Below are 25,490 nucleotides of genomic sequence, written 5' to 3'. Positions count from 1 at the left end.
TTCGGTTGCCATCGGTCATCGCACACTCCGTTGCTTCGAGGAGCTCAAAGTATCGCGTTTATCAGGCTTTCAGCAAATACCAGTTTCCGGATAGGCTCTAAGCGTTCTCAAAGCGAACGCCCTCCGCGGCCAACCGGTCGAAGTTGGGCGTGTTCATGAACTCATGTCCGTAGTCGCTCGTCTGCGGCCGCAGATCATCGATGTAGAACAACAAGACATTGGGGCGTTCCGAATGAGCGGACTCAACCAACCACAACGAGCAACAAACAACAAGAATCAGACGCAACACGGTACAAACCCAGCAAAGAACCGAATGGAACAACTTCAAGATCAACGAATCAGTCGGTCAGTCGACCGACCAATCATTGGGCCGGACGCTGATGCCGCAGCAACCAAGCGTAGACCTCCGGGTTCGCAAAGGTTTCGGTCCAGCTGTCATGTCCCGCATCGGGATAGATCGTTAGCTTCACATCACCGCCGGCTCGTTGAATGGCCCGCACCATTTCTTCGCTTTCCTCGACCTTCACCACGTTGTCTTTCAGGCCATGAAACGCCCAAATGGGAACGGTGGCCAGACTTTCCGCCCACTCAACCTTGCCTCCGCCACACACGGGCACCACCGCGGCAAACCGCTCCGGATGTTTGGCAGCCAATCGCCATGAACCGAAACCGCCCATGCTCAAACCGGACAGATAGACCCGACTTTGATCGATCGTCAGATGCTGCTCGATGTGATCCAGCAAGCTCATCAACTCGCTAGCACGCCATGACTCCACAATTTCCTCGCGGCTGTTGCCCGGCTTGGGACTTTGTGGTGCGACGACCACAAACGGGAACGATTGCCCTTCCTTCGCGATGCGTTTGGGCGGGCCATGGATCGACAACTTTCCAAAGTCACCATCACCACTCTCGCCAAGCCCGTGTAAGAACAACAACACGGGCACCTCTTGCCCGGCGACATAGTCCTTGGGCGTGTACAGCAGATACGGCAACTTCTCTGGGCGACCTTCCGCCGGATTTGGAATCGCAAAAAAGTTCTCCGTTTGTTCACCGGCAGAAACGTTCACTGCAACCTCGGACTGGGCTTGTGTCGTTTCATTGGATTGTTCGGCCTGAGCGATCAAGCAACTCGGGCCGGCTGAAACCATGCACCCGCTGAAGAAGGCTGCTGCCAATAGGATTCCACGTTTCATCGTTTGCCTTTCTGTTATTTCTCCACAGACGACCAGAAGCGATTCTGCCATCTGAATTGCGACTCGCTGATAGACATCTGCGATTGAGCGTCAACGCACGACAGCATAATCGATGGATTCGGGTGATAATTCCGGCTGATACAGAATCATCCCAAACGCATGTTTGCGGCTCGGCTATCATCCAAACCAGACTGCTGAATCCGATCCTGTCCGCTTGTGCCTCACCTAAGTCAGCTCAAGCGACCGCAGAATCTACGATTTGTTTTCAGCAACCTCCGCTCTGCTTCCCTTGAACATGGCTGCTTTGATGACGTCCTTCCTGCGCACGCGAAGCTGTGAACCAATCCGCGAGAACGGTGCCGCCACATCGAAAGCATGGCAAATCCGGTCCCGCCCGTTCACCTACCTGATCTTGGTTTCTCTCGCCCTGCTCACGTTGTCCGCCACCGCGAAGGCGGAAGCGGAAAACTCCGCCGCCCCACCCAATGTGTTGTTCATCGCCATGGACGACCTGAACGATTGGATCGGTTGCCTGAAAGGCCATCCGCAGACGGTCACGCCCAACCTGGATCGGCTGGCAGAAAGCGGCATCCTGTTCACCAACGCTCACTGTCCCGCTCCCGCTTGCAACCCTTGCCGCTCCGCCGTCTTCACTGGGCGATCCCCCAATCGTTCCGGACTCTATGACAACCGGCAACAGATGCGTGAGATCATGCCGAAGGATGTCATTCTGCCCCAGTACTTTCGCGAACATGGCTATCGTGCTTCGGGTTCAGGAAAGCTGCTTCACTATTTCATTGATGCGAACTCTTGGGACGAATACTTTCCGCCGGCCCAAACCGAGAACCCATTTCCGCAAACCTTTTACCCAAGTCAACGTCCGGTCAATCTCAAGCGTGGCGGGCCGTGGCAGTACGTCGAAACGGACTGGGCTGCGTTGGATGTCACCGACGAAGAATTTGGTGGCGACTGGTCGGTCACCGAATGGATCGGACAACAACTGCGTCAATCACACGACAAGCCTTTCTTCCTCGGCTGCGGCATCTATCGTCCACACGAACCTTGGTTTGTTCCCAAGAAGTACTTCGAACCCTTTCCGCTGGAAAGCATCCAATTACCACCGGGTTTTCTTGAGGACGATTTGAACGACGTCCCCGAAGCTGGACAACGGGCGGCACGGAATCGGTACTTTGCTCACATCCAAGACCAAGGCCAATGGAAGAAAGGCATCCAAGCCTACCTCGCTTCCATCCACTTCGCCGATGCCATGTTGGGCCGAGTCCTGAATGCATTGGAAGCGGGCCCCAATGCAAACAACACCATCGTGGTGCTCTGGTCCGATCATGGTTGGCAACTGGGTGAAAAAGAACACTGGCAAAAGTACACGCCTTGGCGAGACGTCACTCGTGTTCCGTTGATGATCCGGGTTCCTCCATCCACCAGTGCCGCTCTGCCTCAGGGGACCCCCGTTGGAGCAACGTGCGAAGCCCCGGTCAATCTTCTGAGCCTCTTCCCCACGCTGCTCGATCTTTGTGGGCTTCCATCGCGTGAGCAGAACGACGGTCCCAGTCTGCTACCACTACTCACGGCGCCAATCGGATCCGACTGGCCACACAACTCGGTCACCTACCTTTCCACACCGGGCAGCTACGCCATCAGCGGTCGAACCCATCGCTACATCCACTACGCCGACGGCAGCGAAGAGCTATACGACATCACTTCCGATCCTCACGAATGGGAAAACCTCGCTGACTCGCCGGGGTCAACCGCGACACTCGCGGAGTTTCGCTCCTCGGCTCCCACGGAATTTGCGAAGCGTATCGAACCGTCGGTGAAATCCCTCGCCAAACTGACTTTCCAAAGCATCCCGAAAAGTGGCGTCCCTCCCTCGAAACCAGTGGGCAACGCCTTTCCCGTTCACTTCCTCAACCAACAGCGATCCAACGTGGAACTGTGCTGGATGGATCGTGATGGTGCCGCGAAGTCCTACGGCGTCATTGGATCAGGCAAAACCAAACCTCAATCGACTCGCCCAGGTGCCATCTGGCTGGTCCGCGAAATTGATACGCAGAATGAGTTGGGCTTTTTCCGAGTTGGAGACCGCACCGCGCAAGCAGTCATCCCCGCAACCCAGCCCAACGTGATTGTCGTCCTGACCGACGATCAAGGTTGGGCGGATTTGAGCTGCCAGGGCCAATTCGACGACATTCAAACGCCTCACATCGACGCGTTGGCAAAGCGTGGCGTTCGTTGCACCAATGCGTATGTCACCGCACCGCAGTGCAGTCCTTCACGGGCTGGTTTGATCACCGGACGTTATCAACAGCGAATGGGCATCGACACCATCCCTGACATGCCGCTGCCGTCGGAAGCCATAACGATTGCAGAACACCTCCAACCCGCTGGCTACCGCACCGGGATGGTCGGCAAATGGCACCTCGAACCCAACGTCACATGCGTCGATTGGATGAAACGAGAACTTCCAGCGATGGCCAACAAACCGCGACGCCAAGTCAGAATCCCATGGCCAAAGATTCAACCGTACTCACCAGCACAACAAGGCTTTGATGAGTACTACTGGGGTGCGATGACCAACTATCGCACCAACTTCGATCTGGCGTCGGGACAAACGCTTCCCAAGATGAAACAAATTCGCGACGATCGCTTTCGGATCGATGTGCAAACCGAGGCCGCAGTGAGCTTCATCCAGCGCAACCGTGACCAACCGTTCTATCTGCAGGTCAACTACTACGGTCCACACACACCGCTGCAAGCAACGGAAACCTACCTGAATCGGTTTCCAGGCCCCATGCCCACTCGACGACGTTACGCCTTGGCAATGATCTCCGCCATTGATGACGGTGTCGGGCAAATGGTCTCCCAGCTAGAGAAACATGGTCTTCTTGAAAATACGTTGATCGTGATGACCAGCGACAATGGCGCGCCGCTGAAGATAACGAAAGAAGACTTGCCCATCGATCGTGGTGCCGGTGGTTGGGACGGGTCGCTCAATGATCCTTGGGTCGGTGAAAAAGGCATGCTGTCCGAAGGCGGCATTCGCGTCCCGATGATCTGGAGTCTTCCCAGTCAGTTGCCAAGCGGCAAAGACTATCACTGGCCGGTTAGCACCTTGGACATCGCTTCCAGCGTCCTGCCTCTCGCAGGAATTGACCCCAACGACATTGGCGAACCGCTCGACGGAATCAATCTCATCCCGCGAATGAACGACATTCAAAACCCGTCCACGCGAACGCTGTACTTTCGGTTCTGGGACCAAGCCGCGATTCGCCAAGGCAAATGGAAATACATCTATGTTGGCGACGGTCGTCGCTATCTCTTCGACTTGGAAAGCGACCAACACGAGCACGTCAATTTGGTGGGGTCATATCCCGAACTCACTGACAAACTGCACGAATCTTTGCGGTCCTGGACCACGGAGCTCCAACCACCGGGGCTCCCGCGGGGCGAGAAAATGCGTGAGCAAGGTTGGTACGACTTCTACTTCGATGAGTCCGCACCAATCGAAGCAACCCGGAATTAGCTTTCGGGTGAAGACGCGGGCGAGCGATTTGAAATTGCAATCGGCTTCACAAAGTCGTGCCACTCCACTCCGTCGGGCAAACGTTCCGATTCGGCGAACTCCAAGTGCAGGATCCGTCGATGACGGCGAGTTCCACTGACGGAGGAAGCACTGCTGTGACTGAGCAACGGTCGCATCGCCAACACGTCTCCCGCCGCAGCATGAATCGCGACGGTGGACGATAGATCTTCACTCTCGGTGTCACTTGAAACGTGCGAACTGGGAATGACCTGAAGTGGACCATTCTCATCGGTGACTTCGTCCAAGTGAATCCGCAGCGTCAACATCCGTTTCAACACCTCATCGCACGCGATCAAATGAGGGACGCCCGCTTTCAACGTGGGGCGAGAAAAATGGTCCGACGGCAGCGAGTTGTCTTTCACGGCAACCGAGGTGTCTTTGTGCCATGGCAAAGCCCATGTCCGATCCGGCGGTTTGTCGAAGAACAACGCTCGAACCAAGCCGAACTGCTGCCCCAGATGTTGATGCAGAAACGCAAGCAAGCGACCGGTCTGCCAAACGGTTTCCACCGGTGGCAAGTTGCCAATCAAGTTCCTTGCCGCGTAGACATGACCGCGGCTGGAACGAGCCCGAACCGACGCGGACTCGTCCGCCAACGAATCGCTGCAGACTTGCAGCAATTCACTCACAACTTCTGAAGTCACCGCGGCACGCAGAATTTGAAAACCAACTCGCTCCAACGTGCCGCGATTCATCTATGTCACCAATCCAACTGCCGAAAGGAACCTCGCCCGACCAGCAACCTTCTTAGCAAATCGCTTCGCTCTTCATCAACTCGCGCAAACCATCCAATCCGATCGGCGGAGTTGACTGCCAAGGGATGATCACCGCCTGCTTGGCATGTTGGTTCATGACCTCTTGCAGATACGGACGTTCGCTTTGTTGCCGCCCCAGCAGGACAGGATCGTGAACGCTCAGGCTGGCGAGCGATTGGTTGATCACCCACGCGAACGGTTCAATCTCCGCTCGGCGGAGGTCCTGTTGCAAGCGTTCGGCTTCGTGAACCGGAGTCGACTCTGGCAAGGTCACGACCAAGACGCGAGTGAAGCCGGGATCACGCAATCGCGGCAACAGTTTTTGGACACTTTCGGGCACCTCGTTGGCTTGACGTGATACTTCGCGATGATAGGCCAACGCTGAATCAAGCAGCAAGATGGTGTGTCCTGTGGGTGCGGTGTCGAGAACGACGAAGCCATCTTCCCCCTCCGCCACCGCGTCAGCGAAGGCTCGGAACACCGCGATTTCTTCGGTGCACGGCGATCGCAAATCTTCTTCGAGCAACTCCTTACCTTGGTCATCTAAATCCGCTCCGGCGGTGCTCAACACCTCTTGTCGATAGGCTTCCGTCACTTCCGCCGGATCAATGCGGCTGATTGTTAGACCGCTGATTTCGTCCGCTGCCATCGCCGCGCTGACATGAGCCGCCGGGTCCGTGGTCGACAAATGCACCTTCAATCCTCGCTCGGCCAATGCGACCGCAACGGCGGCTGCCACGGTGGTCTTGCCGACGCCTCCTTTGCCCATCGTCATGATCACGCCACGTTCCTGCGCCGCCAATTGGTCAATCAGCTCTGAGGTTGGCAAAGAATGGAGCATCGTTACCTCTCCTTCAGTCGGCTTGGGTGACACCGACGAATCGCCGTGCGTTTGACCAACACGACGCAGCGTTTCCACCCCAATTAAACCCTGCGGTGCCAAAGGAACCTCCGTGCGTTGCAAACCAGACAACCCGCTCGGCATCGTTTCCAGTGCGGACTCACATCGCGATTGCATCGCGACCGCGACTTCGTCCGTTGGAGTCGTTGCGCGGAACATCCCATTGATCACCAACGCTTGATTCTGCACTCCCAGCTCGCGAAGTTCGTGGCTGGTTCGGTCCGCCTCACGAAGCGTGGATGCCTCCGGACGAGTGACCAAGACCAACGTCGTCCGTTCAGCATCACTGAGCGATTCGACAGTCGATCGATAGATCGCTTGTTGCTTTTGCAAACCCGCCAGAGGCCCCAGACAGGATGTTCCCGACGTGTTGGTTTCCATGTATCCCGACCAAGCCGAAGGCAACGTCAGCAAACGCAAGGTGTGTCCCGTCGGAGCAGTGTCGAACACGATGTGGTCGAAGTCTTCGGTGGCCGACGCATCGCCGAGCAACCGAGCAAACTCGTCGAAAGCGGCTATCTCAACGGTGCACGAACCGGAGAATTGCTCTTCCATGCTTTGCACGGCGGCATCCGGCAAGACGCCTCGGTATGGCCCCACCATGCGTTCACGATATTCCGCGGCGGCCTTTTCCGGATCGATGTTCATCGCCCACAACTGGCTCACCGCCGGAACCGCGGTTGGTTGGTTCCCCAGCGTCACTCCCAACACTTCATCCAAGTTGGACGCTGGATCGGTCGACACCAGCAACACCCGTCGGCCTTGATCTGCCAAACGGACGGCGGTGGCACAGGCCATCGAGGTTTTGCCGACGCCTCCCTTGCCAGTGAAAAACAAATTGCGTGTGGGGTTATCGAGATAATGCATGACAGGCCAAGTGATAGAAGAACAGAACCACAAAAAAACGATGATTCAGCAGCAACCTGAATCGCCACAACATCCGCCATCCGCGGTCGGCAACATCGTCTTCACCGAAAGCTTCGTCGCGGTCCACAACGCCAAATTTTCGCGAGTGGGATAGTCACTGCGGCTGACGATCTGGCCATCGACCAATACCAGCGGCAAACACTCCACCCCGGCCTCACTCAACATCCGCTGAACCGTCGCATTCGCCGCGAACTCCGCTGGGTCCTGCGCCAAATTGAAACGCTGGACTTGGTGCCCTTGCTGCTTCAACCAATCCAAATCGGCTGCAAAGGTTGGCAACGTCTGGTCCACCTGAGGTCCACACACGCCCGTGCTGCAACACATCGCTCGATCGTAAATCTGCACGTGACTCATCGACTCGCTCCTTTTTTCGCCAATCGCCGATAAGCGATGGCTTGGTGTAAAAAAAATTTGTGTTTTGATGGCAGAGTCCACACGACCGAGACTCACTCGCCGCAGTCGCCTCGCTATCCAATCGTCAATTCACGATTAACGATATCGGTCACACTTCGACCAGTCAACACAAAAAGTTCCTCAACTTCGAAGAATCAACTTCGAGGGGTCGCGACTCAGCGATATTCGAACTGGACCGTTGCCTGTGTGTCGGTATTGCATTTCGCCCGAATCCAACACGCTGAAAAACCGGCTGGGAACGGATGCTCCAACGTCGCTGATGCAGGGACGCGAAACGTTTCCAAAGACACCCAACGGCCTTCTCCGTCTAAATCCACTTCCAAAGTGAACTCAACCGGACCGTCATGGGAGTGGGAAAGTCGAACGCTCTTCTGGTCAAAACCACGCATCAAATAAGGATCTGACACTTCGCCCGCTCGGACCGCCGTCTCTTTCCAAGGTCCTCCTCGGCCTGTCGGCTTGCCGAACTTCCACAGGTCATCCACACCGCCCATCCAAAGTCCCATGTCGGAAGTTGGGTCGCGAAAAATGTGTTGGCCTGATGTGGCATCGCCGCGAACACCGGCTAACACCAACAATCCGTTCCACGAACAATAGTCCGTGATGCGTTTGCGGTGCGTGGCAACGGGACGCATCAAATTCCAAGCTGGCGGCGCCCCGTTGGTGACCAGCGGAACCTCATAAAACGTCCCGTGAATATTCGCGATCGTACGTTCCGACTCCACCTCGCGTAGAGCTCGCGGCCAACCATCCGAGAAAGGCTGATCATAGACCGCGTCCGTCTTGGGCAGCCGATAACGGACTCCTTGATATTGAACGATCGCAGAAGCCGCATCGACCGTGAACTCGGGTTCCACATGCAGCTTCTTCGCCAGCTCCACGTCCCACTCATCCTCTTCAAACTCGAAGCGACCCTTGGTGAATTCGAAGGCTTTCTGTTCCGCTCCCAAAACCCGCAGATCACGACTTCGTTTGGCGGGATACAAAAGCGCGGACACCGCCTCCGAATCGTTCGCATCCGCCAAGCCAGCGAACAATTCGTCGTCAGAGGCTTGGTTTGGGTAGCCGGATGTCTGGTGCATGAACGCGGTAGCGACGCAAGCTTGGTGGACTTTGAATCGTACCCACACCGCATTCAAGTCAGCCGGCAACAGCTCCACCAACGATTCGTTTTCTTCCAAGTTCCATTGCCGCGCGTTTCGCCATTCGTTCGTTCCGCTGGCGTCCACCTGCATCGTGACTTCGACGGCTTGCTTGCCACCAGCCGAACCGGATTCCGCCGTTTCAGCTTGGACCGGATAACGAACGACGGCAGTTGCATTCGGCACCACCTCCAATTTTGGATCACCTTGAACAAACGCCATGTGAGGCATCCCAAAGGATCCCGTTTGGTGTTCGGTGTCGTTGCCAGGAATCTCAATCGTTCCAGCCGGAAAATCGCGGCGATAGATCCGATCGTGATGCCCCTTGCCCCAACGCATCGTCATGTCGGTTTCCTTCCAAGCTGAGGGCAGCTTGGGATCGCCGCGATGATCGACCGCTAAATACACGGTGACGTCTTGATTGGCATCCAGTGAGTATCCCATAGCGGGCTGAGTCCAGTCACCTCGTTTCACGGTCACGTTCGCAAGTGAGCGAAGCAACGCAGGCATCGACGTGATCGCTTGTTGATCCGCCGCTCGGAACTGAACTTCGGCCTCTTCCTTCAACCTGCCGATCGCCAAGTACAACGTTCGATTTTCAAACCCATCCACAAGGAACGGATCGGACCACTGCTCCGCGTCGACCTCATCATCCACCCATGGCCCACCGTACGCCGACGCGGGTCCCCAAGTCTTCAGATCCGCGTAGTCACCAAACCACAAATTGCTTTGAGGCTGTCCCGCCAACGGGTTGCCTTGAATGCTGGTCTCGTCGGAGGCCAACACCAGTCGACCATTCCACTCGCAGAAGTCCGGGATGTATCGCAAGTGACTTCCGATCGGCCGCAATCCTCGACTGTTGCCAACGGAAAACGTTTGGGGGAATTCAAAGAACATGCCGTGCATGTCCAACATCCACCGCTCATCTGTGATCTGGCGAATTCGTGGCCATTCGGTGTACCAACCGTGGCTGGCGTCATTGCAGTACGCCGCCTTTGGAAGCAGGAACGTGTGCCAATTGCCGTCCTCCAACACCTTCAATCGAACGCTGCGCCGATCCCATCCCATCGTCCAAATGGGATCGTTCCCGTCACTGCCACCGGTGATTCCTTTGGGACCGGTGACTTCGGTGAACTGCCGGCGTTCAACGATCGTCCACGTATCGCCATCCCACTCGGCCAACACACCACGCTCTTCTTCGTTCTTGGCTTCGCCTCCGACCAACACATCTTTGTAGTCACCCACGTGCAACTCGCCGTTGTTGGTCACCACCAATCGCCCTTGCGATGTGTAGCCGCCCTTTCCATGCCATCCCGGCACCGGCTTTTTGAACAAACGCTTGACCGCTAGCGTGTGCACATTGGCTTCCCAGATCGCACCCTCCATGTCGATGTAATAAACCATGTTGTTCGGATCCTTCAGATGCCGAGCGATGGCGGTCACACGAATCGGCATGTCCTCCGGCGAGATTGTTCGGACGTTGCCCTCGGTATCAATCATGTGATGACCGATCAGCAGTTGCTTGGACTCTTCGTGAATCATCCGTCCCGCCGGAGTTCCGCCAACGCTCTCCGGATGGACCGTCAAAGGCTGCGTCAGGTCAGCATCGACGGAAAATAGTTTGTGCTCACTTCCGCGAGGCATGTGCGGCGCGTAATTGACCATCCACAACTTCCCCGCCCAGGGAACAATCGCACCAATGCCGCATTCGTTGTGCCCACTCTTTCGATGAGCCCCGTCTTGGCTGTAAACGCCATAGGTGGTCAGGTGAGGATAGACTCCGCTGATGAACAAATCCGTTCGGATGACGGGACTGAAATTCACACCGCTTTCACCAGCCCCGTGCTCGCTTTCCGTCTCAATCAAATTGGATGGCGAGGAGACTTTGGCCTCGTCTGATGACATGGCCGCTTTGCTTGCTGGCAAGCAGGCGAGAAACAAGAGAGCGAGCGTCCAATGTGAATGAGCGTGCATGTTTTCGTGGCGATCGATGAAAAAGAGGCGATGTCCTGTCATGAGATAACTTGGGAGATACGGTTTGGACAGAAACGAAACCATTTTCCATAAAAAGTCCTGATCCGTGTCCAATTCGCCCGTTTCGAGCTATTTCAAGATGCCATGACAGGCGACCGCTGCTGGCAACCACCTCCGATCGTTCGGATTCCGCTGAATACCTGATCAAGACTGAATCTCCAATCAAGACTGAATGCCCGATCACGACCTCCATCTCACCGGATCCGCGCACCGCACCGAAGAATTTGTTCGGCTGCTCGGACAAACTCGTCGGTATCGTTTTGCTTATCTGATGAGCCTGATGAATCATCGAGACAACGTGGAAGAGGTCTTGCAAGAAACCGATTTGGTCCTGTGGCGAAAGTTCGACGACTTTGAACTCGGCACCAACTTCACGGCTTGGTCCTGTCGAGTTGCGTTCAACCAGATGCGAGCCTGGCGGCAGAAACAAGCCCGCAGCCGCCTTCACTTCTCGGACGAATTTCTATCGACCGTCGCGTCGGAGTTGGACACGCGAACCGAACGCTACAACCAGCGTCTCGAATTGCTACAAGCCTGCGTGAACTCGCTACCGGACCGGCACAAGAGCCTGATTCGTCAACGCTACACCGACGGGGACAAAATCGAATCGATCGCCTCGAGAACCGGCCGGTCACTCGATGCCATTTATCGCATGCTCAGCCGTGTTCGTGACACCTTGCGGGACTGCGTGACACGAAAATTGGAAGCGGGGATCGACGTATGAAACCTCAAGACGATGACGCCCGCTTCCGCGATCTTCGCGATGCATTTCTGGATGGGCGATTGAAAGAAGACGAAGCGAGCGAATTGGAATCGCTCACCATGGCTTCCGAGAAACGAGTTCGCGAATTTTCGGAGGTTGCCGGCCTTCACGGAGAACTCTGCTTGCTTGGGATCGAAGGGCGTGACAGCCTCGCGTCCAATGAACCCGAGAACCAAACAACGAACGCGTCTTCCACTGGACAGAAGGTTGCTCTTGCAGTCGGCTTGACAGCAACACTGCTTGTGGCATTGGGCCTTTGGAAAACCTCGCCTGTCCGAACTTCAGCTGACAATACCTTCGCAGTCTTGGAAACGACCGTCGAATGTTTGTGGCAAACGTCTACCATTCCGTTGATCGAAGGCCAACGTCTCGGCGAGGCAAGGTTGCAACTGGCAAGCGGCTTCGCCTCGCTGCGGTTTGATAATCAAACGCAAGTCAATTTGGAGGGACCGGCCGAGCTGCACATCATCGACGCGATGCATTGCCGGCTCGCCAGTGGCACAGTGGTCGTCACCGTTCGTGACGGGATGCGCGGCTTTGTGGTCGACACGCCCAACGGTCGCCTAACGGACCAAGGAACCAGCTTCGGTGTGTCGGTCAAACCCGCGGGCGAAGCGATGGTCGAAGTCTTTGACGGAAAAGTTGATCTCGAAGTTCGCGAAACCGGCCAAACACAACGTCTCACCGAACGATCCTCGGCTTGGCTCCTGCCGCAACAGATCCTTCCGCCCAGCGATTACAACGTTCCCAACGACACGGACTTCCGTCAAATGACGCAGATCATCACGGCGCAAGGCCTGGGCGCGGACCAATGGATCCAGCGTGACCCGAACGAACGGAAAGGCCCGGAGGATCTGCTGCTGGTCAAAAAGTCCGATGAACTCCACGAGTTTGATCGACAGATTCGACTTCGGTTTGATCTTCGCGGTCTTGAAAACCAGCCGATCCAACTCGGCTCATTGCAATTGACCGCGACACCATCCGGACTCGGGTTCGCATCACGTACCCCCGATTCCACATTTTCGGTCTATGGTCGCACTCTCGATCCAGACACCGATCTCGCTCCGCTCACCGCGACGCCTTGGATCGCTCCGCCGATTGACAACAGCGATTGGTCGCTGGTGCATCGGTTCGTCATTCCCAAAGGCGTCCAATCGGGTGCTCATGTGATCGAATCACCTCAACTGGTTGAATTGCTGCGTCGTTCCCAAAACGGAATCATCGAATTGCTGATCGTTCGCGACACGCAAGAGACGTTGGGCGGCGGATTGGTCCATGCCTTCGCCAGCTCACGCCACGAAACCTTGCCGGGACCAACGCTTCGAATTTGGCAATCGCTGGACAACAACGCAACGAACCAGTCTCCAAACAAAGACTGATTCGAGTGATGCAATCCGCTTGCAAATTCTACTTCGCACGCGGTTCAGCCAACGATCGCGGCACGTGCTGATCAAGAAAACGCCGCATGTGCTTGGCGATCACGTCGCCATCCTCTTCCAACGCGAAGTGGCCCGTGTCCAGCAGATGAAGCTCCGCTTTGGGTAGGTCGCGTTGATAGGGAAACGCTCCTTCGGCGGGAAAGATCTTGTCGTTCTTTCCCCACACAATCAGAGTCGGTGGCTGATGCTCCCGCAGATACCGCTGCCACACCGGATACTGTGGCGGGTTGCTTCCATAGCTGTGAAACAATGCCAATTGTATTTCCTGATTGCCAGGACGATCCAACAGCGGCTGCACATGTCCCCAATTGTCCGGACTGATCGCCTCCACATTGCGAACTCCGTCGGTGAATTGCCACTTGGTCGCATCAAGCGTCAAAAAAGAGCGAAGCTTGTCGCCATTCTCGACCGAGCGATCCTTCCAATAAGCTTTGACTGGCACCCAAAAATCGTTGTCGATCCCTTCGACATACGCGTTGCCGTTTTGAATGATCAACGCCTGCACTCGCTCCGGATGTGACACCGCCAAGCGGAATCCAACGGGGGCTCCGTAGTCCATCACGTAAAGCGAGTAGCTTTGCAAATCCAAACGCTCGGTGAACCGTTCGATCAATTTGGCGAGATTGTCGAACGTGTAGTCGTAGTCCTCGACCGAAGGAGCCGAACTGAATCCAAAGCCGGGATAATCCGGAGCGATCACGTGATATCGATCGGACAGTTTCGGAATCAAATCGCGAAACATATGTGACGATGTCGGAAACCCGTGCAGCAGTAGAAGAGTCGGATGATCGGGGTTCCCCGCCTCTCGATAGAACAACGACAGCCCGTCAATCTCGACTGTTCGGTGGACCACTTGAGCGGCTGGAGTGTTTATCACTTCATTGACCGACAAGGGCGTTTCCGCGACGACGGTGGAAGAAGATGCCAGTGTCGCGATCGCCAGTCCGATCGCGATTGAGATGGTTGCAATGTTTTTCATGATCAAGGTTGGATAGTGTACGCGGACCGGACCGTCCCACAGGCGGCAAACCTGCGGGACGGATCTTGGCCCAACGCAATGGTTAGTAAGTAGCAAATTCAGCGGTTATCTGCCGCTTCTCACTTCACGAGTTCCTTCAAACCCGCATCGTCTTCGGGGCGTTTGCCCAATGGCCAATGAAATTTGCGTTCGGCTTCATCAATCGAATCGTCGTTGATGCTGGCTTCGCGTCGACGCATCAACCCATCGGCGTCGAACTCCCAATTTTCATTTCCATAAGCGCGGAACCATCGTCCGTCGGCGTTTCGATACTCATACTGAAATCGAACGGCGATTCGGTTCTCGCTGAACGCCCACAATTGCTTGGCCAAACGGTAGTCGAGTTCCCGCTCCCATTTGTCGGAAAGGAACATCTCGATCTGCGAGCGGCCCTGTAGGAACACATCGCGGTTCCGCCATTCGCTGTCGACCGAATAGGCCAAGGCAACTCGTTGCGGATCCCGACTGTTCCAAGCGTCTTCCGCAGCACGCACCTTTCGAATCGCGGTCTCTCGCGTGAAAGGTGGGCGAATATCGGTGGGTGATGTCATGTCGTTTCTCACATTGGTCCGGGCGCCGCTATCCGGCGCACGCACGGGTTAACGCAATCGAATCAGGAAACGCTGCAGGCTTCTTCGTGGTTGTTGCACGACTTGCCTTCCGAGTCACACGCCAATGGTTCCGCAACAGGAAAATCGATCTCCGTTTGAGCGACATGGTTGAAGTAGTTGGTGAAGAGATTCAGTGCGACGTTGGCCACGATCTCAGCGATCTCGGCGTCGTCGATCCCGGCGTCTCGAGCGGCGGCGAGATCGTCATCGGTCGCGAAACCTCGCTTGTCGACCAACTGACCGGCAAGCTTCAACCCAGCGGCCTCTTTGGCATCACTTGATTGGCCTCGGCGAGCGGATTCGATTTCATCAGCGGTCAAACCAACCATCTTTCCGATCGCGGAATGAGCGCTGACGCAGTAGTCACACGAGTTGTTTTGCCCAACCGCCAAAGCGATCTTTTCGCGAGTCTTGGCTGCCAGGCTTCCACCAGCGACGGCACCACTGAACTTCAAATAGGCATCCAAGACCGCCGGGGAATTGGCCATCAATCGCATCATGTTCGGGGTCATGCCGAGCTTGCTTTGGACACCAGCGAGCAGTTCTTGGGCTTTGCCAGTTGCTTCGTTTGGGTTCACAACATTCAGACGGGTCATCGTAGGGCTCCATAAAATTGGAAGAGAGAAAGTTTGGGTCGCCGACGCTCGCCGGCGTTGCCTCCCTCCTTAGGCATGATCTGTGCCAAACGAACGACAAAGCACCTAAGACACTACTGCGCATGCACTTACAAAACCCAATACCAAAAAACCAAGTCAACGAAATATCGTGCTTTCACGATTTTTCGTTGCGAAACCACGAAATTCCGTGCACACTTCGGACATGAAATCGCCGAACATCCCCGTCATCCGTGATCCAAAATCGCTGTTGCTCTCGATGGCCCAGCAACGCAGCGTCGCGGATGTTCTGCGGCTGGTCGTTGACCACCTTTCAACGTCGGAAGCGGTGGCGCTCGCGCGCATCTGGCTCATTCGTCCGGGCGAAGGTTGCCTGACCTGTCCCATGCGAAACGAATGTCCCGACCAAACTCAGTGCTTGCATCTGGTGGCCAGTGCCGGGCATTCCATTGTGAACCCGGAGGCCGATCTGACGCGAGTTGATGGCGAATTTCGCCGCTTTCCTTTGGGCATTCGCAAAGTCGGTCGCATCGCGGCGACGGGCACTCCGATGGAAATTCAAGACATCGACGGAGACCCGGATTGGCTGGTCAAACTGGATTGGGCAAAGTCCGAAAACATTCGTGGCTTCGGCGGACAACCTTTGATTCACCGCGGCCGTTCGTTGGGCGTGTTGGGTGTCTTTGCTCGAACCGCCATTGGTGATGCGTGCTTGGACTGGATGCGGATGATCGCGGACCACGTCGCTTCCGCCATCGCCAACGCGGAAGCTTGGGAAGAGATTGAAACGCTTCGCAGTCGTTTGGAACAGGAAAATGACTATCTGCAAGAAGAGCTGCGTGGCGAAGCGTTTGGTGAGATGGTGGGTCAGAGCGATGCGTTGCAAACAGTTGCTCAACAAATTCGTTTGGTCGCACCAACGGATTCCACCGTCTTGGTCATGGGCGAAAGTGGTACCGGCAAAGAACTGGTCGCCCGAGAGATCCACGCCCGTTCCGATCGTCACGAACGTCCGCTGATCAAAGTCAACTGTGCGGCGATTCCTCGTGAACTGTACGAAAGTGAGTTCTTCGGTCACACCAAAGGCAGCTTCACCGGCGCGTTGCGAGATCGCATCGGTCGATTTGAATTGGCCGATGGAGGAACCTTGTTCCTGGATGAAATTGGTGAGATCCCGCTGGACCTGCAAAGCAAGCTGCTTCGCGTGTTGCAAGAAGGCGAACTGGAACGTGTTGGCGAAGAACGCACCCGCAACGTCAACGTTCGCGTGATCGCCGCTACCAATCGTGATCTTAAAGCCGAAGCGGAGGCGGGCAACTTCCGTTCGGATCTGTACTATCGATTGAGCGTTTTTCCGATCGAACTTCCGCCACTTCGCCATCGCAAAGATGATCTGCCACTGCTGGCCCATCACCTGCTGTCGATCCTATCACGCCGACTCGGCAAACCCATTCCAAGACTCACTCAGTCCAACGTGCAGCAGATGCAGCGATACGACTGGCCGGGCAACATCCGTGAGCTGCAACACGTGCTGGAACGGGCGTTGATCACATCGCCTCCTGGCAAGCTGCGATTGGAACTGACATCCAACGCATCGTCACGACCAGCACCGATGTCCGATCATGGTTCCGAGGAAGAAGTCCTCACGCTTGCCCAGATGAAAGCCTTTGAGACAGCCAATCTGCAGCGTGCGTTGGCGGCTTGCAACGGAAAGGTCTACGGCGAATCCGGAGCCGCGAAATTGCTGGGCATGAAGCCAACCACCCTCGCCTCACGCATGAAAACCCTGGGCATCGACAAGTAGTCAACGCCATACCAGCACGTGGCAACCGCCAGTGGCCTCCATCTTCCGGGCAACCGACTCACTCGTTACTCGAAACCACCGGTGCGATGTACAAATTGCGGTACTTCACGTTCGTATGGTCGCCCTGCAAAAGCAGCGGACCGGGCTTGGACGGATCCGTGCACACAGCCCCGGCCGTCGGTGCCGAAATCGGTTGGTTGTCGATCACTTTTTCGCCATTCAACACCACGGTGACGTGCCGATCCACCAAAGTCAGGTCATAGGTCTGCCACTGACCGCCGGGCAACCCCGCATTGATTCTTGGTTCAATCGCTCCGAAGATCGCCCCCACTCCCTGGATGCCCTGCATTCGACTGTCTCGGTCAACGACCTGAGCTTCATACATTCCGCGCAGATACACGCCGCTGTTTCGGTTCTCTTCCACCAGAAACTCCAGGTGCAACCAGAAGTCTTCGAACTCTTCCTCTGTTCGCAAGTTCGCATACGCGCCGGTGGCACTGAAGTCCGTCTTGGGTGTTGTGTTGACCAGCATCCCGTCTTGAACACTCCAACCATTGATCTTTTCAGGTTCATGCGGTCGCCAACCATTCAAGTCCTTTCCGTTGAAAATGGCCCGTGGCATCTCAAATCGAACACGGTTGAGATCCGGTGCCGAATCCGGCATCGCCGGTATCCGATGCCCAACAAACGGATCCGTCGTCTTGTTGTAAGGTCCCTGGGTCAGAAGCTCGCCCGTCAACTGCTCACCATCCACCCGAAGGCGAACGATCTTTTGATCCCTCGCCTTGCGGTTCTGTTTCAACGTGAACTGCAGCTGACCGTCTTTGACCTGGACGTTGGAATGAGGACCATCGCTTCCAACATTCAGTCGAAAACGAACCTCGGGTCCATTTGGCGTGCGTTCGATCCGCAACCACGCGGGAGTCTCGGATTGCAGATCAATGGACCAATCGCCATACCAAGATGAATCACTCACTTCATCTGCCGAGGTAGCAACGAGCGGAAGCATCCCCAAGCCCAACAAGACAAACGCCGCCGAAGTCTTTCCACAGTCAGCCTTCGCTTCATTCATTCTTTTGCCCGTTTGTTGGTTTGTCGTTGCGTGGAAGGTTCGATCTTACAAACAGCATACTCTTTTCACACGACGCACTTCGCCAAAGTTAGACTGATGGGTCCACCCCACATCGTTCGCGGAGACCGTTTGATGATTGTCCGTCTGTTGTTGCTGTTCTGCTGCGCGTCGACCGCGTTTCCGGTTTCGGGTCAATCCATTCCGCTTGTTTACGACGACGAAAACACGGGATCTGAGTTTCCGTTGCCTCCCCTGCCCACCTTGGATGACCTGACATCGATCCAGCCTTTACCGGATCCATTCGCTTGGTCGGATGGCAGCGGCCGATCCACCGAGTTCGATGATTGGGGTCGCCGTCGCGCTGAAATCAAAGCTGAAATCGAGCACTACGGAATCGGAAAAAAACCACCTCGCCCAAAAGACATCCGAGCGAGCTTTGCAGATGAAACGTTGACCGTGAACGTCACCGTTGGCGAAGAAACGCTGACCTTGACCGCTGGGGTTCGCCTCCCGGAAAGCTCGGGCCCTTTCCCTGCGGTGATTGGAGTTGGTCGCGGTAGCGGGAGTCTTCCCAGCGACATCTTCGCAGATCGAGACGTCGCTCAAATCGCGTTCAACTTCACGCAAGTCATGTCGCACACACAAATTCGCGGCGAGGAACCTATCAATCGTCTCTATCCTGACCTGACGCAAATCGGTGCCTACAGTGCATGGTCGTGGGGCATCAGCCGCATCATTGACGGTTTGGAGTTGACCGCGGATACACTTCCCATCGACCGTGAACATTTAGCCGTGACCGGATGCTCGTTCGCCGGCAAGATGGCGTTGTTTGCGGGAGCCTTCGACGAACGAATCGCGTTGACGATCGCTCAAGAATCCGGCGGAGGCGGCGCGGCCGCGTGGCGAGTTTCCGAAACGCTCGGCAACGTGGAAACACTCGGCAAGACCAGCCGAGCGTGGTTTTTGGAAGACATGTTTCAGTTTTCGCGGGCAGTTGAGAAACTACCCTATGACCACCACGAATTGATGGCGATGGTCGCGCCGCGAGCTTTGCTGGTCCTCGGCAATCCTGATTACGAATGGCTGGCGGACGAATCCGGCTATGTTTCATGTCGAGCGGCTCACGAAGTCTGGAAGACCTTCGGCATCGCGGATCGATTTGGATTTTCAATCGTCGCTGGCCACCAACACTGCCAACTCCCCGACAACCAACGCCCCGAAGTAGAAGCCTTCGTCGATAAGTTTCTGCGAGGCAAAACCGAAGTGAACACCGACGTCACCAAACATCCCTTTGACGATACGCCTCACGAATTTTGGTACGACGGATGGAGCCGAGGCGAATCAACCTTTCCCGCGGTGCTTGGCAAAGAAGCTCAAACGCACGTCGTGGAAGCGGAAGCCTGCGAGTTGGGCACCTCCTGGCAAACTCGGTCAGCCCCCGACGCATCGGGAGGCAGATACGTCACGGCGGCCCCGAAACTCAACAGCCCTGACGCCGCTCCGCAAGACACGCAAGATCACCTGCAAACAAGCTTCACACTCGACGAAGAAAGCACCCAGTATCTCTACGCTCGCGTGAATTGCCCGACCGCTGACGATGATTCCTTCTGGATTCGATTCGACAACGCGTCGTTCACCGCCGCCAATGGACTGACCACGCGAGGCTGGCAGTGGGTCAAGCTCGGCAAACAAACGCTCTCATCCGGCGCGCACACATTGACCATCGCCTACCGCGAAGACGGTGCCCTGCTCGACAAACTGATGCTCAGCAAATTGCCGTTTCTACCGACCGACTGATCGCGGGAGCCGCGTCTGTCATTCAGATTGATTCAGCAACTCAATCACCGCGTCAAACGCGGGTTTGGGTTGGCGTTGGCGATCGAATAGCAGCGGATGGTTGACTCGATTCCAAGGGAAGTAGTTCAACCAACTCTGCCCATCGTGCAGGTTCCAAAAGGACACCCGAGCGATGATGTCTTGATACTCGTCGAACAATTGAAAGAGCGCCACATACTGCTGAACCATCTCGGCCTCGATCTCCGCCGGCATCCCGTCTTTGTACGGATCGAAGCTCTTCAGTTCCTCGCGATGAGCATTTCCATCGGCCCACCAACGTCCGCGACGAACGATGTCGATGTCCAGTTCGGACACCACCACTTGGACACCCAATTCGCGAAGCTGATCGAACGTCGTACGCAGCTCGTCCAACGAATTGTCTCCCAACTCAAAATGCCCCTGCATGCCATACGCATCGATGGGAGCCCCTTTGGCTTTGGCTTGCTTGAGAAATTCAATCAGCTTCTCACGCTTGCCCGGCTTGTGTCCGTTGTAGTCGTTGTAGATCAATAACGCGTCCGGATCCTTCGCCCGAGCGGCTTGGAACGCCGTGACGATAAAATCGATGCCAGTGGTTCGCGAATAAACCGAATCTCGAAGTAAACCATCGCCGCTGTCACCAATCGCCTCGTTGACCACATCCCAATGCGTGGACACATCAGCGTACCGCTCCACCACCACGTCAACATGGTTTTGAATCCTCTGGAGCAACTTTTCGCGAGAGACGGGTTGGCCATCTTCTTTCATCATCCACGGATCCGTGCGATCGTCTTTGGCCCAGACCAAGCAATGCCCCACCATCTCCAAATCGTTTTCGCGAACGAAGTCCGCAAAAGCATCCGTGGGACCAAAATTCCATCGTTCTTCCTCCGGATGGATGCCCTGCGGCTTCATGCAGTTCTCTGGCGTCAAAATTTGGAAATGCTGCCGAATCAACGCCACGTCGTCAGCATTCTGAACCACTTGATGGCTGACCCCAACTCCGATTTTGAATCGCGAAGCAACGGCGTTCTTTAGGGACCGTGCTTCGGATTCTTGTGCCTGAACCGCAACGGCTCCAGCTCCAAGTATCAATATTGTCATTGCACCGATGCAAGTCGATCGAAAGCCAAGATTCAAAACGTTCATCAATTCAGCAATCTCAAAGGTGGGGATTCGATTCAGTCCGTCTGGTCTCAGCGGCATTCACTCGACGTTCAGCACAACCCGTCGGTAAGCGGTCAATCGCGGTGTGCCGTGATCCTGCAACGTCAGCACCACGTGAATGCTCGTGCCCGATGCATCATTTGGGATCGACAAGGTAGCCGTCGAGGATGTCTCATCCGAAATGACCACCTCACCAGCGAATGAACTGGGTTCGCGATAGATGTCCCAAGCGTAGTCCAGTTCATCCCTATCAGGATCAGAAGATCCATCCGCCTTGAGCGTCAACGACGTTCCGGGGCGAACCGACAGCGTGAGCACACTTCGCGTTTTATCGCCATTGAGCACCGCGATTGGATGGTGGTTGGCATCTTCGTAGTTGTTTGTCACGCTCCAATCCATCCGCGCGGCGAAATCGTTGTCGTACGCTTCGCTCCAACGTTTGATCGCTTTCGCGCCATCCGACGTGTTTCCGTACATCTCGTACGGATCGAATTCATGTTCGTTGGTGACGGGTTTCATGCTACGGATCCCGGCTTTCTTTTCAAAGCTGAACCGTCCTCCCCAACCACCCTGATCAATCTGCTCGGGATCATTCAGCCCATTGGGATAGACGTGCATGAACGCGGGCGTGTCACCTTCGGTCGCCCATTTGCGATCTGGATAAACCGCTCCCAAAGGGCCATGGTTTTGAATGTGTTGATCCAGGTAGTCATCCGACGGCTGCCACCCATATACCGCCGTCGCCCGAATGTAGAACACGTCGGGAAAGTTTTTCGCGATCCAAGCTCCCGCGTCGTCTTGGCCCAGAATGTCGAACACCCGCAACTTGCTAAGAAAAGCTTTGAGTTCTTCCGGCGAACGTGTGGCACGGACTTTCCAAATCGCTTGCGCCACGTTGTTGGCTCCACCCCAGCATCCAACCCACACCGGGCGAGGATCGTCTTTGTCTACCGATGCGATGATCAACTCTGAACCGGGACTGTCTTTGCCGTCACCGACATCGCCCATGCCGTAACCGGTTTGCCCCATGATCGAGATGGAACGCAAATCATCCGCCGTAGGAAAGCCTTCGGCATGCACCTTCAGATTGGCTTCGCACTCTGCGTAGGCGTCAACAATTTTGTCCAACATCGCCGTGTTGCTTTGCGATTTCTTCCAACAACCGGTCGAGACAATCAAGCCTTCTTGATCGAATTCATTCGCGGAGACAAACAGACGCACCAAGCTTTGCTCGTCATCGGGATCAGCTCCCAAATCGGTCGTGGTGATGATTCGCGGCTTGTGAGAGACCGGCGAGTCCGCCATCACGCATTGGCTTTCTGCCAGAAAGGTTAGCACCAGCATTCCGCCCAGCGTGACAAACCAAGACGCGATCATTCGATCATGTTTTCGACACATCAAACTCATTCCCAGCCCTTTTCGCAAAAATGCATTTTTTCATAAAACTCATTCATCACGGTGTTTCCTTAACACAACGCTTCATTCGCTCGGCAAAGTCTTCCAGGTAAGCTTCTCGCCATTGGCTGACGGTTTTGGCTCCCGCGTGCGGTCCTTCGGCAACGTCGCTCGATGGATCGTCCGTCCACCACTGAGGAAGCCGATCATCCGGCTGTGACGTGACGGCACGTTCCGGCGAAACCGCACGCACCTCGCCTTGCAATCCGTCCAGCGACTTCACATTGCTTTTGATTCGAAAGTCATATTGCTTGGCGGCTTTGGGACAGAACCGAAATCGAACCGTTCCATCGCCTGCGAAGTGACCATTCAAGGCTTGGTTCTCGACCAACAACTTCGCCTCGGGATTCGCGGGAGTTTGCTCCACCGACAAATTCAGCTCGAGAATTCCAAACACTTCCATTCGATCGGATGCTGTCGGCATGCGTTCTAGGACCAACCTTGGTCGCCGCCAAGCTCGCACGTATCGGCCGCCCCAACTCGGTGCGGTGGGATCTTCCGCGACACCGTTCAGCAACCGGGCAAGTGATGGTGTGTCACCCATTTTCAAATCCATTTTGTGAGCGGCGAATAGCCTGCCAAGCTCACCAAAATCTTTGACGTGAGTTCGCACAAACGATTCGTTTTCCCACTCGCCCTTTTGATTCCCGCCGGTAAACCAGCCACGGTACGCCGAATTGGACTCGATCATCCAAAGCGTCGGATGGTGATCGACCAAGTACTGATAAGCATCCGGTGACCACTTCTTATTGGGACCGCCGATCCAATACACCCGCAAACGCGGCAAGATCGAAGGATCATCGTGAAGGGCCTGTGCCAAATCTTCCAAACCTCCCCAAACCAACACGTGCAGCGGTCGAGAATCTTCTCGTTTGGCGCACCGGATGATCCAATCCGAACCTTCGGTGGAACGCCGCACACCGGCGTGCGGTGCAACTTCCGTTTCACCTTGTTTGCAAATCGCTCGCAAAACATTCGCGGTCGGGTACTGATCCGAGTGGCTTCGCAAATTCGTGAAGTCTTTCTCGTAGCAGTCGACCACGTCCAACAGGTCTTCCACTCGCCCCTCACCAAACGGTGAAGAAATCAAGCCTTCGAGATCCAACCGATCCGCGTAAACCAACAAGTGCACCATCGACTGAAAGTCGTCTGGGTCCGTTCCACCGATGTCGGTCGAAACAATCACACGCGGACGCAAACCATTACTGTTTGGGTCCTGCTGGGACGACGGTTCCTCTGCCTGAATCGCCACACAGCCAAACGAGACACAAACCAAGAGAACCAAAAAACGATCAACAACCAAACGCATCACTTCACCACGTCCACGATGACTCGGTGATAACGCGTCAGTCTTGGTGATCCATGATCCGTCACCGCAACGATCACATGCATCGTTCCGGTGCCGGGCGGCATCACGGTTCGCGTCGGCACACGAAAGCTAGCTTTGGCTTGATCAAACGCATTGATTGACAATGGCTGTCCCGTGGTGCCGCTAGAACACAAAAACGTTCCGGCTTCTGCGTAATTAAACCACTCAAATGACAACGCGTCGCCATCAGGATCCGTTGATGCCGATGCATCCAACTCGATCAGCTCACCCTTCTTGGCGGTGATGCGATCGGCATGATTTAGCTTCACGATTGGTGGATGATTGGCGTCCTCCACCGAACGAATCGTCCAATCCATTCTCGCAGCAAAGTCGTTTTGATACGCCTCCCGCCATCGCCAAATGGTCGCGTGGTTGGTGTCGTGCCAACGTCCGTCCACACCCATGACTTCGTCTTCCGAATCGGTCCAAAACGGCCGCGTTTCCTCTTGAAAAAACCACCTGCGATAGCGTGGTGTGTAAAGTTCGTAGCGACCGCCCCATCCGCCCCAATCCGGACGCTCGGGATTGCTCAGCCCATTGTTGATCAGATTCAAAAACGATGGGGTGTCGCCTTCCATCAGGTATTCCCAATGCGGGTACTGTTCGCCCAACGGTCCCTTGCGACGAATGTTTTTCTCCAGCCATTCATTGGTCACCAAAGAGAAGTCGGCACCATCACATCTCGCGTGGAAGTGGTCGCCACTGATCCCGCTCCAAGTCGCTTGATGATAAGCCCCGCCGGGATGAAAGCCGGGACTGGCGACGTAAAACAAGTCTGGAAAGTTCTCACGCATCCACGGCCCCGAGTCGTCTTGGTCCGAGATCGTATAAACACGAATTTTGGAAACGAACTTGGCGAGGTCATCCTTCGACCGAGTTTCGCGAACCTTCCAAAGCGACTGAGCCAGCACGCTCGGCCCGCCCCAAGCGGTTACCCAAATCGGTCGCGGGTCTTCACGATCGACGGCCCGGATCAAGGCTTCCGAGGCGGCTGAATCCTGGCCCTCACCGACACCCTGCATCCCGTAGACCGGCAACCCTTCGGACACGCAATCCAACAAAGCCTGAGCGGTCGGGTACCCGGCTTCGTGCTTTTCCAAATTGTCGCGAACCTCACCATAGGCTTTCACGATCTTGCGAATGCGATCCGGAGCCACTCGGCGTTGCTGGTGCACCGAAGTCGTCGCGGCCAAACCCTCGATGTCGATCTGGTTGGCGTACACCAACAATCGCACCATCGACATCGCGTCGTCCGGTTCGTTCTCGATGTCGGTCAACACAAACAGTCGCGGATTGTCGGCCGACGCATGCAGGCAAACGGACACGCAGATCCCAAACAGCAAAAACAGACGAGCGATTCGATTCATGGTGGGTTCACTTTCGGAATTTGATTCAG

19 protein-coding genes are annotated in these 25,490 nt (G+C 55.6%); 5 read left to right on the top strand and 14 right to left on the bottom strand.

All coding sequences use genetic code 11. The features are described 5' to 3' along the window. Positions 1 to 97: 97 nt before the first annotated feature. Positions 98 to 289 carry a hypothetical protein gene (locus LOC70_RS00595; RefSeq protein ID WP_230251317.1) on the bottom strand — a complete coding sequence of 64 codons (192 nt, stop codon included), beginning with the start codon at positions 287 to 289 and terminating at the stop codon, positions 98 to 100. 73 nt (positions 290 to 362) lie between these two features. Beyond that, on the bottom strand, positions 363 to 1,193 hold the full coding sequence (locus tag LOC70_RS00590; protein ID WP_230251316.1) for a carboxylesterase family protein: 831 nt from the start codon (positions 1,191 to 1,193) through the stop codon (positions 363 to 365). 307 nt (positions 1,194 to 1,500) lie between these two features. Between LOC70_RS00590 and LOC70_RS00585 the strand changes: the two genes are divergently transcribed. Beyond that, a complete protein-coding gene (locus LOC70_RS00585) occupies positions 1,501 to 4,734 on the top strand; it encodes a sulfatase-like hydrolase/transferase (protein ID WP_255715056.1) in 3,234 nt (1,077 codons plus the stop codon). Here the strand turns inward: LOC70_RS00585 and LOC70_RS00580 are convergent. The 4 genes from LOC70_RS00580 to LOC70_RS00565 form a co-directional block, all read right to left on the bottom strand. After that, positions 4,731 to 5,489, bottom strand: coding sequence for a phytanoyl-CoA dioxygenase family protein (locus LOC70_RS00580; protein WP_230251315.1), 759 nt, complete (start codon positions 5,487 to 5,489; stop codon positions 4,731 to 4,733). The two genes, LOC70_RS00585 and LOC70_RS00580, sit on opposite strands and share 4 nt — an antisense overlap. Positions 5,490 to 5,541: 52 nt before the next feature. Beyond that, positions 5,542 to 7,317, bottom strand: a complete 1,776-nt coding sequence (gene arsA, locus LOC70_RS00575) for an arsenical pump-driving ATPase (RefSeq protein WP_230251314.1) — start codon at positions 7,315 to 7,317, stop codon at positions 5,542 to 5,544. Between the two features lie 45 nt (positions 7,318 to 7,362). Beyond that, a complete protein-coding gene (gene arsD / locus LOC70_RS00570; protein WP_230251313.1) occupies positions 7,363 to 7,731 on the bottom strand; it encodes an arsenite efflux transporter metallochaperone ArsD in 369 nt (122 codons plus the stop codon). A 215-nt stretch (positions 7,732 to 7,946) separates the two neighbouring features. Continuing rightward, a complete protein-coding gene (locus LOC70_RS00565; protein WP_230251312.1) occupies positions 7,947 to 10,949 on the bottom strand; it encodes a hypothetical protein in 3,003 nt (1,000 codons plus the stop codon). Positions 10,950 to 11,139: 190 nt separating this feature from the next. On the opposite strand from LOC70_RS00565, the gene LOC70_RS00560 reads away from it, so the two are divergent. Next, positions 11,140 to 11,691 (top strand): sigma-70 family RNA polymerase sigma factor, encoded by a 552-nt coding sequence (locus LOC70_RS00560; protein ID WP_230251311.1) that lies wholly within the window; start codon positions 11,140 to 11,142, stop codon positions 11,689 to 11,691. Further along, on the top strand, positions 11,688 to 13,109 hold the full coding sequence (locus LOC70_RS00555; protein WP_230251310.1) for a FecR domain-containing protein: 1,422 nt from the start codon (positions 11,688 to 11,690) through the stop codon (positions 13,107 to 13,109). The genes LOC70_RS00560 and LOC70_RS00555 overlap by 4 nt, the downstream gene beginning before the upstream one ends. Positions 13,110 to 13,137: 28 nt before the next feature. On the opposite strand, the gene LOC70_RS00550 is transcribed toward LOC70_RS00555, so the two are convergent. From LOC70_RS00550 to LOC70_RS00540, 3 genes are all read right to left on the bottom strand, one after another. Continuing rightward, positions 13,138 to 14,148 carry an alpha/beta fold hydrolase gene (locus LOC70_RS00550; RefSeq protein WP_230251309.1) on the bottom strand — a complete coding sequence of 337 codons (1,011 nt, stop codon included), beginning with the start codon at positions 14,146 to 14,148 and terminating at the stop codon, positions 13,138 to 13,140. A gap of 119 nt (positions 14,149 to 14,267) precedes the next feature. After that, positions 14,268 to 14,738 carry a nuclear transport factor 2 family protein gene (locus LOC70_RS00545; RefSeq protein ID WP_230251308.1) on the bottom strand — a complete coding sequence of 157 codons (471 nt, stop codon included), beginning with the start codon at positions 14,736 to 14,738 and terminating at the stop codon, positions 14,268 to 14,270. Between the two features lie 62 nt (positions 14,739 to 14,800). After that, positions 14,801 to 15,394 (bottom strand): carboxymuconolactone decarboxylase family protein, encoded by a 594-nt coding sequence (locus tag LOC70_RS00540; protein WP_230251307.1) that lies wholly within the window; start codon positions 15,392 to 15,394, stop codon positions 14,801 to 14,803. A 223-nt stretch (positions 15,395 to 15,617) separates the two neighbouring features. Between LOC70_RS00540 and LOC70_RS00535 the strand changes: the two genes are divergently transcribed. After that, positions 15,618 to 17,216, top strand: a complete 1,599-nt coding sequence (locus tag LOC70_RS00535; RefSeq protein WP_230251306.1) for a sigma-54-dependent Fis family transcriptional regulator — start codon at positions 15,618 to 15,620, stop codon at positions 17,214 to 17,216. 58 nt (positions 17,217 to 17,274) lie between these two features. On the opposite strand, the gene LOC70_RS00530 is transcribed toward LOC70_RS00535, so the two are convergent. Continuing rightward, on the bottom strand, positions 17,275 to 18,288 hold the full coding sequence (locus LOC70_RS00530) for a 3-keto-disaccharide hydrolase (RefSeq protein ID WP_230251305.1): 1,014 nt from the start codon (positions 18,286 to 18,288) through the stop codon (positions 17,275 to 17,277). Positions 18,289 to 18,384: 96 nt separating this feature from the next. Between LOC70_RS00530 and LOC70_RS00525 the strand changes: the two genes are divergently transcribed. After that, on the top strand, positions 18,385 to 20,085 hold the full coding sequence (locus LOC70_RS00525) for a glucuronyl esterase domain-containing protein (protein WP_230251304.1): 1,701 nt from the start codon (positions 18,385 to 18,387) through the stop codon (positions 20,083 to 20,085). A gap of 18 nt (positions 20,086 to 20,103) precedes the next feature. Here LOC70_RS00525 and LOC70_RS00520 read toward each other — a convergent pair whose 3' ends face one another. From LOC70_RS00520 to LOC70_RS00505, 4 genes are read right to left on the bottom strand one after another with little or no spacing between them, the layout of a single operon-like run. Then, positions 20,104 to 21,309 carry an endo-1,4-beta-xylanase gene (locus tag LOC70_RS00520; RefSeq protein ID WP_230251303.1) on the bottom strand — a complete coding sequence of 402 codons (1,206 nt, stop codon included), beginning with the start codon at positions 21,307 to 21,309 and terminating at the stop codon, positions 20,104 to 20,106. After that, on the bottom strand, positions 21,310 to 22,668 hold the full coding sequence (locus tag LOC70_RS00515) for a DUF1593 domain-containing protein (protein ID WP_230251302.1): 1,359 nt from the start codon (positions 22,666 to 22,668) through the stop codon (positions 21,310 to 21,312). It lies immediately after the preceding gene. Between the two features lie 55 nt (positions 22,669 to 22,723). Then, a complete protein-coding gene (locus LOC70_RS00510) occupies positions 22,724 to 24,034 on the bottom strand; it encodes a nucleoside hydrolase-like domain-containing protein (RefSeq protein WP_230251301.1) in 1,311 nt (436 codons plus the stop codon). After that, on the bottom strand, positions 24,034 to 25,461 hold the full coding sequence (locus tag LOC70_RS00505) for a nucleoside hydrolase-like domain-containing protein (protein ID WP_230251300.1): 1,428 nt from the start codon (positions 25,459 to 25,461) through the stop codon (positions 24,034 to 24,036). The genes LOC70_RS00510 and LOC70_RS00505 overlap by 1 nt, the downstream gene beginning before the upstream one ends. Between the last annotated feature and the right edge of the window lie 29 nt (positions 25,462 to 25,490).

Source organism: Rhodopirellula halodulae (assembly GCF_020966775.1).
In the GTDB taxonomy this organism is placed as follows: domain Bacteria; phylum Planctomycetota; class Planctomycetia; order Pirellulales; family Pirellulaceae; genus Rhodopirellula; species Rhodopirellula halodulae.
Note: the sequence above shows the minus strand (reverse complement) of the source record. Positions and strands in the feature narration are given on the sequence as shown.